The 8083-nt window shown below is 64.9% G+C and carries 7 protein-coding genes; 3 read left to right on the top strand and 4 right to left on the bottom strand.

The annotated features are described in order from the left end of the window. The 4 genes from dnaJ to hrcA form a co-directional block, all read right to left on the bottom strand. A partial coding sequence (gene dnaJ, locus KA184_21930) for a molecular chaperone DnaJ (protein ID MBP8132248.1) occupies nt 1-1037 on the bottom strand: 1037 nt, incomplete at its 3' end. 76 nt (nt 1038-1113) lie between these two features. Beyond that, a complete protein-coding gene (gene dnaK / locus KA184_21925; protein MBP8132247.1) occupies nt 1114-3075 on the bottom strand; it encodes a molecular chaperone DnaK in 1962 nt (653 codons plus the stop codon). A 43-nt stretch (nt 3076-3118) separates the two neighbouring features. Continuing rightward, nucleotides 3119-3763 carry a nucleotide exchange factor GrpE gene (gene grpE / locus KA184_21920; GenBank protein MBP8132246.1) on the bottom strand — a complete coding sequence of 215 codons (645 nt, stop codon included), beginning with the start codon at nt 3761-3763 and terminating at the stop codon, nt 3119-3121. Between the two features lie 175 nt (nt 3764-3938). After that, the gene (hrcA, locus tag KA184_21915) at nt 3939-4994 is read right to left on the bottom strand and encodes a heat-inducible transcription repressor HrcA (GenBank protein MBP8132245.1); all 1056 of its coding nucleotides are present in this window, start codon (nt 4992-4994) and stop codon (nt 3939-3941) included. A gap of 287 nt (nt 4995-5281) precedes the next feature. On the opposite strand from hrcA, the gene KA184_21910 reads away from it, so the two are divergent. The 3 genes from KA184_21910 to KA184_21900 all read left to right on the top strand — a co-directional run. Continuing rightward, on the top strand, nt 5282-6412 hold the full coding sequence (locus KA184_21910; protein MBP8132244.1) for a glycosyltransferase family 4 protein: 1131 nt from the start codon (nt 5282-5284) through the stop codon (nt 6410-6412). Then, nucleotides 6403-7518, top strand: a complete 1116-nt coding sequence (locus tag KA184_21905) for a glycosyltransferase family 4 protein (protein ID MBP8132243.1) — start codon at nt 6403-6405, stop codon at nt 7516-7518. Before KA184_21910 ends, KA184_21905 begins: the two co-directional genes overlap by 10 nt. A 74-nt stretch (nt 7519-7592) precedes the next feature. Next, on the top strand, nt 7593-8083 hold a 491-nt coding region (locus KA184_21900), incomplete at its 3' end, for a hypothetical protein (protein ID MBP8132242.1).

The raw sequence follows: 8083 nt of genomic DNA, 5'->3' as shown, positions 1-8083 counted from the left end.
TCTTCGAGCAGTTCGCGCTGGCGCCGGCTGAGTTTGACGGGAGTCTCGACCACGACGCGCACGATTTGGTCGCCTTGCTGGTAGCCGCGCAGGTCGGGCAGGCCATAGCCGCGCAGGCGCAGGTCGGTCCCGGATTGCGTGCCCGCGGGAATGCGCAGATCCGCTTCGCCCTGCAGCGTCGGCACGCGGATCGTATCGCCAAGCGCCGCCTGAGTGATCGTGATGGGCGCCTCACAGAAGATGGTAGTGCCTTCCCGCCTGAAAACGGGGTCAGGTGCGACCTCCATGTGGATGAACAGGTCGCCGCGCGGCCCGCCGTACAGGCCCGGCTCGCCCTCCCCCTGGATGCGCAGCCGCGAACCTGTATCGACTCCGGCCGGCACATCGACGTTAATCTCGCGGCTGACCTTGACGCGCGCCTGCCCGTTGCAGCGCCGGCACGGCCTGCCGATGATGCTGCCCGCGCCGCCGCAACGCGGACACGTGCGCGACACGCTGAAGAACCCGTGGGCGACGCGGACCTGGCCCGCGCCCTGGCATTGAGAACACGGCTCAGGGCGCGATCCGGCTGCCGCGCCGGTGCCGCGGCATTCATCGCAGTTCTCCATGCGCGAGAACCGCAGCGTCTTCTTCACGCCCGCGGCGGCTTCCCGCAGCGTTGCCGTGAGCCGCAGTTCGAGGTCATTGCCCTGCTGCGGGCGCGCGCGCCCCCCGCGCCGGCCGCCCTTGCCGAAGATCATGTCGAAAAAGTCGTCGATGGGCGACTCAAAACCGCTGAGCCCGCCGAACCCTTCGAATCCGCCCGGGAAGGTCTGGCCGTCAACCGACCCAAACCGGTCGAATTTGGCGCGCTTCTCGGGGTTTTTCAAGATGTCGTAGGCCGCGTTGATTTCCTTGAGCTTTTCTTCGGCCTGCTTGTCGCCGCCCGTCTTGTCCGGGTGGTATTTGTGCGCGAGTTTGAGATAGGCCCTGCGAATTTCGTCCTGCGAGGCCTCGCGCGCGACACTCAGTACTTCGTATGGATCGCGTTGCGGCATACTCTACTGCGCCAGTCTGGTCATCGTCACCGGTTTCCGCCCGTGCTGCCTCAGGGTCGTGCGCCTGTTCCCGGCGTCAGCCCTTCTTGCCCTTGCCGTCATCGTCCACAACGGTGAAGTCCGCGTCAACGGTATCTTGCTTCCCGGCGCTCTTCTGCGCGCCGCCGCCCGGTTCCACGAACTCGGGGCCGGATGACGCTTGCCCGGCCGCGCCTGCGCCCGCGGCCTGTTGCCGCGCCGCGGCCTCGGCGTAGATGGCCTCGGCAAGCTTGTGCGACGCCTCTGTCAGGCCGTTCATCGCGGCTTCGATAGCGTCGATGTCGCTTCCGTCTTTGGCGCTGCGCAGCTTCTCGATGGCGGCGCTCACGCGTGACCTGTCCTCCTCGCTCACCTTGTCGCCGTGCTCGCGCAAGCTCTTTTCCGAGGCGTACAACAGCGCGTCGGCGTTGTTGCGCACTTCGACGGCCCGCCTCTTGCGCTTGTCGTCCTCCTGATGCTGCTCCGCATCCTTCACCATGCGCTGAATCTCGCTCTCGTTGAGCCCGCTCGACGATTCGATGCGTATCTTCTGCTCCCGGCCCGTGCCGAGGTCCTTCGCCGAGACATGCAGGATGCCGTCGGCATCGATATCGAAAGATACCTCGATCTGCGGGATGCCGCGCGGCGCCGGCGGAATGCCTTCCAAGTTGAACCTGCCGAGGGTGCGGTTATCCGACGCCATTTCCCGTTCGCCCTGCAGCACGTGGATGGTCACGGCGGTCTGACTGTCGGACGCGGTCGAGAAGACCTGCCGCTTCGTTACGGGAATGGTCGTGTTGCGCTCGATCAGGCGCGTGCAGACGCCGCCGAGCGTCTCGATACCGAGCGACAGCGGCGTGACGTCGAGCAGGAGCAGATCCTTGACCTCGCCGGCCAGCACCCCTGCCTGGATGGCCGCGCCGACGGCCACCACTTCGTCGGGATTCACGCCGCGATGCGGCTCTTTGCCGAAGATTTCCTTGACGATGCTACCGACCGCGGGCATGCGGGTCATGCCGCCGACGAGAATGACCTCGTCGATGTCCGAAGGCCGCACGTTCGCATCTTCTATGGCGCGATAGCACGGGTTTTTCGTGCGTTGGAGCAGATCGTCGCACAATTGTTCGAGTTTCGCGCGCGTCAGCGTGTAGTTCAGGTGTTTCGGTCCGGAGGCATCCGCCGTGATGAACGGCAGGTTGACATCGGTGGAAAGCGTGGACGATAGCTCGCACTTCGCTTTTTCCGCGGCTTCCTTCAACCGCTGCAGCGCCATCGGGTCCTTGCGCAAGTCAATGCCCGCATCGCGCATGAACTCATCCGCGAGCCAGTCGATAATGCGCTGGTCGAAATTGTCGCCGCCCAGGTGCGTGTCGCCGTTCGTCGAGAGCACCTCGAAGCTGTCGTCGCCGATAGCAAGGATCGAGATGTCGAACGTGCCGCCGCCCAGGTCGTACACGGCGACCTTCTCGTCCTTCTTGCGGTCGAGGCCGTAGGCAAGCGCGGCGGCCGTGGGTTCATTGATGATGCGCAGCACTTCAAGGCCCGCAATGCGGCCCGCGTCTTTCGTGGCCTGCCGCTGTGCGTCGTTGAAATACGCGGGCACGGTGACCACCGCCTTTTCGACCTTCGCGCCGAGGTACGATTCCGCGGTCTCACGCATCTTCTGCAGAATCATGGCGGAGATTTCAGGCGGCCGGCAGGTCTTGCCCATGACCTCGACCTGGCAGTCGCCGGAAGAAGTCGCGGTGACCTTGTAGGGCACCGTCTTCTCTTCTTCGGCCACCTCCGAATGGCGGCGGCCCATGAATCGCTTGATGGAATAGACCGTGTTTTGCGGATTGGTCACAGCCTGACGCTTCGCCGCGGCGCCGACGAGCCGCTCGCCGTCGCGTGTAAATGCCACCATGGACGGCGTCGTGCGCGCGCCTTCCGTATTCGCGATGACAACCGGCTCGCCGCCTTCCATGACGGCTACGCACGAGTTCGTGGTGCCCAAATCGATGCCGATGACCTTACCCATGACGCTCCGAACCTCCTTCGTCTCATTATCGTCCCCAAGGACGTTAGGTTTCGCTTTCCTGTTGCATCGCTCCGCCGGGCGCGCCGGCGCTGTCCTGCGGCGGACCGCTGCTGACTACGACGCGCGAGGGGCGCAGCACGAGACCGCCCATGCGATAGCCGCGCTGCCACTCCGCCATCACGGTGTTTTCAGGATATTCCTCCGACGGCTGCAGCGCGAGCGCTTCATGCACGTTCGGGTCGAACGTTTCCCCGAGTGCGGGAATCCGTTCGAGGCCGCGCGCCGCCAGCGCCTCCCAGAGTTGCTTATGCACCATCTGCACGCCCTGAGCGAAGCCGTCCGTCGTGTCGCCCGCGTGCGCGAGTGCGCGCTCAAGATTATCAAGCACCGGCAGCAGGTCCCGGGTCAGGTCCTCCGCCGCGGTCTTGCGCACGCGTTCCATATCGCGCGCCGCGCGCTTGCGAAAGTTGTCCAGGTCCGCGAGAGCGCGCAGGAATTGGTCCTTCAGGCCGTCCCGTTCGGCGGAAAGAGCCGCAACCTGTTCTTCAAGAGAGGGCGCGGGCGCAGGCGCTCCATTCTCGCTTTCCGGAGAAGCGGGCGGCGCGGGTTCCTGCTGCGCCCCGGCCGCGGCCGCGGCTATTTCCGCCTCCAGTCTCTTTTCAAGTTCTGTTTTCTCTGTTTTTTTCATCGCCCTGTCGTTCTATTGTGCTGCTGCCATGTCCGCCATGAGCGGGCAAACACCTCCACGCTTTCCCGGCATGGGCATCTTGCCCATGCGTTTGCACGAGCGATACGCCCCCGCCGCCCGGGCGTTGCATAATGCCACGCCCGCACCCGGGGCGAAGCGCCCGCGCCACCACCTGTCAACGGCTGAGCCGGGTGAGCAGTCTGCCCACCATGTCCGCCGTGTAGTCCACCAGTGCGGTAAACCGCGAGTAGGGCATGCGCCGGGGACCCAGCACGCCTACCACGCCCACCGTCTTGTCGCCTACGCGATAGGGCGATGCGACTACGCTGAGTTCGTCCATGCCCTGGTCGCGCGCTTCGGCGCCGATGAGCACGCGCGTACGCGGTCCGTTCTCATCGTTGATGCTTGCGCGCAGCAGGTCCGCGAGGCGGTGGCGCTCCTCGAAGAAGCCGAGGAGTTCCTTCGCGCGCGTGACGTCACGGAACTCCGGCTGCTCGAAGATTTGCGTCGCGCCTTCGAGAAACAATTGCCGGTGCGTTTCCACGGGAAGCAAATGAAGCAGACGCAGCGCCCGCTCGGCCAGGCGCCGCTGTTCCTCCAGGTAATCCCGCATACGTTGTTGCAGGGTGCCCGCCAGCAGGCCAATCGGCGTGTCCTTCAACTGTTCATTCAGAAACCGCACCAGGCCTTGCGCTTCCGTGTTGCTCAGCCTCTCGTTCATATCCACGGTCAGCGTATGCACCCGCGAGAAATTGTCTACGATGAGCAGCGCCATATGCGTGGCGGATACCGGAAGCAGCTCGAGACGGCGGACCCGCGCGTCATGCTCGTTCGGCGCCTCAGCCATGCCCGTCTGATGCGACACCAGCGCCAGCAAGTGGCTGGTCTGCCGCAGCACCGCGTCGGCGTCATCCAGCCGCCGCGACAAGTCCTGCTCGATATGCTCGCGTTCGGCTTGCGTCAGGGTCTGCACTTCCATCAAATGGTCGACGTAGTAGCGATAACCGGCATCCGTGGGCACCCGGCCGGAACTGGTATGGATCTGCTGCAAATAGCCCCGCTCTTCGAGGTCCGCCATCACGTTGCGGACCGTTGCCGGGCTGATATCCATGCCGAAGCGCTTGACTATCGTGCGCGAACCTACGGGCTCCGCCGTGGCAATGTACGTCTGCACGGCGGCATGCAAGATTTGCTCTTCGCGCTCCGACAGAGGTTCCGGTACCCGCGCCATGGTAACCTCGCTGCTCTTAGCACTCATTAATGCCGAGTGCTAACAGGCGAAGTCTAGCATAAGCCGTCGGGCTTGTCAAGGCTTCCCCACCGCTGAATGCCAATGATGGAGAATCGCTAAGTGGCTTGATTCAAAACACTTATGCCCGGTTCGGCGACAGGGCGAGGCAGTGCCATGCGCAAGGCGTTGCCTCGTGCCATTCGCATCCGGATTCCCGTCCGTGTAATAATTCCGTTAGCGCTTGGGCGCGCGGGCGCGTTCAGTAAACGGCGTTGAAGGGGAACGACATGCGCATAGGCATGGATCTGACGCCGCTGTCGGGACAACGCAGCGGCGTAGGGCATTTCGTCGCCTACTTGCTGCAAGCGCTCGTTCCCTTGCTTGAGGACGACCAGATTGCCGGTCTTGCGACCGGTTTGCGCCCCCCCGGCGCTGTTGCGCGGTCCGGCAAATGCACCGTCAAGCGCGCGCCTCTTCCCACGCGCGCGCTTTACCGGCTTTGGGAGTTAACGGGGCGGCCGCGGGTGGATCGACTGCTGGGCGGCGCCGATGTGTTTCATGCCACGAACTACTTCCTGCCCCCGACGCAGTGCGCCCGCCGCGTCTTGACAATCTACGACCTGACGTTCTTGCGTGCGCCCCAATGGTGCAGTCCGAAAATCGTGGGTCCCTTTGCGCGGAGCGTGCCGCGCTTCGCGCGCGCGGCTGACGCAATACTCACCTGTTCGGAGGCAAGCAAGCAGGACATTGTCGAGCTCTTGGGAGTTCCCGAGACGAAGGTGACGGTGACCTACGGCGCGGTGCACGAGGGCTTCGCCGCGCCGCCGCGCGAGGAAGCGGCTCGGCGCGTGCGCGAGGAATACCGGCTCCGCGACCCATATATTCTGTTTGTCGGGGTCATCGAGCCCCGAAAGAACGTAACGGGTCTGCTGGAAGCATTCGCCCGCATCAGGGGGAAAATCCCGCACCGGCTGGTGCTGGTCGGGCGCGAGGGCTGGCAGCGGGAGCCGGTGCCCGCGATTGCGGAACGGCTGGGCATCGGGGACCGCATAACTCGGCTGGGCTACGTGCCTTCCCACGCGGCGCTGGCCGCGTTTTACGCTGCGGCGGATGTTTTCGTGCTGCCGTCGTTCCACGAAGGTTTCGGCCTGCCCGTGCTCGAGGCGATGGCGTGCGGGTGCCCGGTCGTCACGACACCGCGCGCAGCGTTGCCGGAAGCCGGCGGAGACGCCGCGCGCTACGCGGACCCGGAATCTCCGGAAGCGATGGCCACGGCCATCGCGGAGGTGCTGCAAGACACCGCGTTGCGCGAGCGCATGGTCGCGGCGGGCCATGCCCAGGCCGCGCGGTTCTCCTGGAAGGAGACGGCCCGGCGAACGCTGGCGGTATACCGGAGGGTCGCGGCGGGATGCGCGTAGTCATCGATGCATGGCAGGCGGGTAACCGCAGTGGTACGGGACGTTACGTCGAGGAACTGATTCCCGCGCTGGCGGCGCTCGATGCCGGGCTTGAACTCCACGCCGTGCTGCCGGGAAACCAGGATCTATCTCGAAAACTCGCCGATGTGGACCCCCGAATCCTGCGCTTGCATCCCGCGGGGCGCAGACCGTGGTCGAAAGCCTACAGCATGCACGTAGGCATGCCCGGCATTGCGCGGCGGTACGCAGCCGAACTGGTCCATTACACGGCGAATGTGGGCGAGTTGACCTCGGCCGCCGGCAGCGTCCTCACGGTGCACGACCTCAGCTTCCTGGAGCATCCCGAATGGTTTGCCCAGAACCGGGCGTGGTACTACCGCGCCGCGGTGCCCCGTTCCGCACGCAGCGCCCGGCGCGTGATCGCCGTGTCGCGGTTTACGGCTGACTCGCTGTTGTCGTGGCTGGGGTTGCCCGAGGACCGCGTCGACGTCGTGCACAATGGCCTGTCGCCCGAGTTCCAGCCGGCGCCACGGGCCGCGCGCGACGCCGTCCGGAATCACTACGGCCTCCCAGAACGGTACTTCCTCTACGTGGGCACGCTGGAACCGCGCAAGAACATCCCGCGGCTGATTGCGGCGTGGTCGTCCGTCGTGCGGGATACGGCATGCGACCTGGTGATAGCGGGCCGCGAGGGATGGAAAGTGGGACCTGTCCGCGCCGCGGCGGAAACATCGCCGCACCGGCAGCGCATCCATTTCCCCGGTTTTGTCGCCGAGGAACACCTGCCGGCGTTACTGAGCGACGCCGTCGCGTTCGCATGGCCCAGTCTTTTCGAGGGATTTGGCTGGCCTCCGCTCGAGGCAATGGCCTGCGGCGCACCCGTGGTGACCTCCGATACCTCAAGCATCCCCGAGATCGTGGGAGACGGCGCATTGACCGTGGACCCGTACGATGAGGAGGCCATCGCGGACGCCCTGCGCAGGATTGCGGAAGACGAGACAACACGCGACGCCCTGCGAGAGAAGGGCCGCGCCCGGGCCGCACTTTTTTCCTGGGACCGGGCCGCACGGGAGACGCTGAAAACCTATAACAAGGCGATGGCATAGAAGATGCCATCAGCCCGTACGGGCGCCCTTGCTAAAGCTCCCATATTAGACTAGAATGCTTGGAAGCGGCCCCGGTGAGCAAGCGAGGTGTATCCATGTTGGTCGCAACGGCTCAATGGTACGCAAGAGGGATTTGGGTTGTCCTGATCCTCATGCTGAGCGGTGTTCGCGCGCAGGCCTATCACAGCGCCGATACGGACCGCGACTGGCGCATAAGCCTGACGGAGCTGCTGCGCGTCGTACAGTTTTACAATGCCCCCCGTTTCTGCTGTTCGCCAGGCACAGAGGACGGATACTCGCCCGGCTCAGGACCTCTGGATTGCGAATATCACGACAGCGACTATGCGCCCGCCAATTGGCACCTTGAACTGTACGAATTGTTGCGATGCATCCAGTTCTACAACTCCCCCGGGTATTACGAATTAGAGGGGACGGAGGACGGTTTTGCACCGGGTGCGATGCCGGGCGAAGGCGAAGGCGAAGGCGAGGGCGAGGGCGAGGGCGAGGGCGAGGGCGAGGGCGAGGGGGAGGGTGAGGGCGAAGGTGAGGGCGAGGGCGAGGGCGA

The sequence above is a fragment of the Candidatus Hydrogenedentota bacterium genome (assembly GCA_018005585.1).
Taxonomy (GTDB): Bacteria; Hydrogenedentota; Hydrogenedentia; order Hydrogenedentales; family JAGMZX01; genus JAGMZX01.
The sequence above is the reverse complement of the archived record's forward strand: the minus strand, read 5'-3'. Positions and strand labels throughout refer to the sequence as shown.

Bases quoted from the DNA above. Each gene is read 5' to 3' on its own strand.
- dnaK (MBP8132247.1), bottom strand. From the start codon at position 3,075: ATGGGTAAGGTCATCGGCATCGATTTGGGCACCACGAACTCGTGCGTA.
- grpE (MBP8132246.1), bottom strand. From the start codon at position 3,763: ATGAAAAAAACAGAGAAAACAGAACTTGAAAAGAGACTGGAGGCGGAA.
- hrcA (MBP8132245.1), bottom strand. From the start codon at position 4,994: ATGGCGCGGGTACCGGAACCTCTGTCGGAGCGCGAAGAGCAAATCTTG.
- KA184_21910 (MBP8132244.1), top strand. From the start codon at position 5,282: ATGCGCATAGGCATGGATCTGACGCCGCTGTCGGGACAACGCAGCGGC.
- KA184_21905 (MBP8132243.1), top strand. From the start codon at position 6,403: ATGCGCGTAGTCATCGATGCATGGCAGGCGGGTAACCGCAGTGGTACG.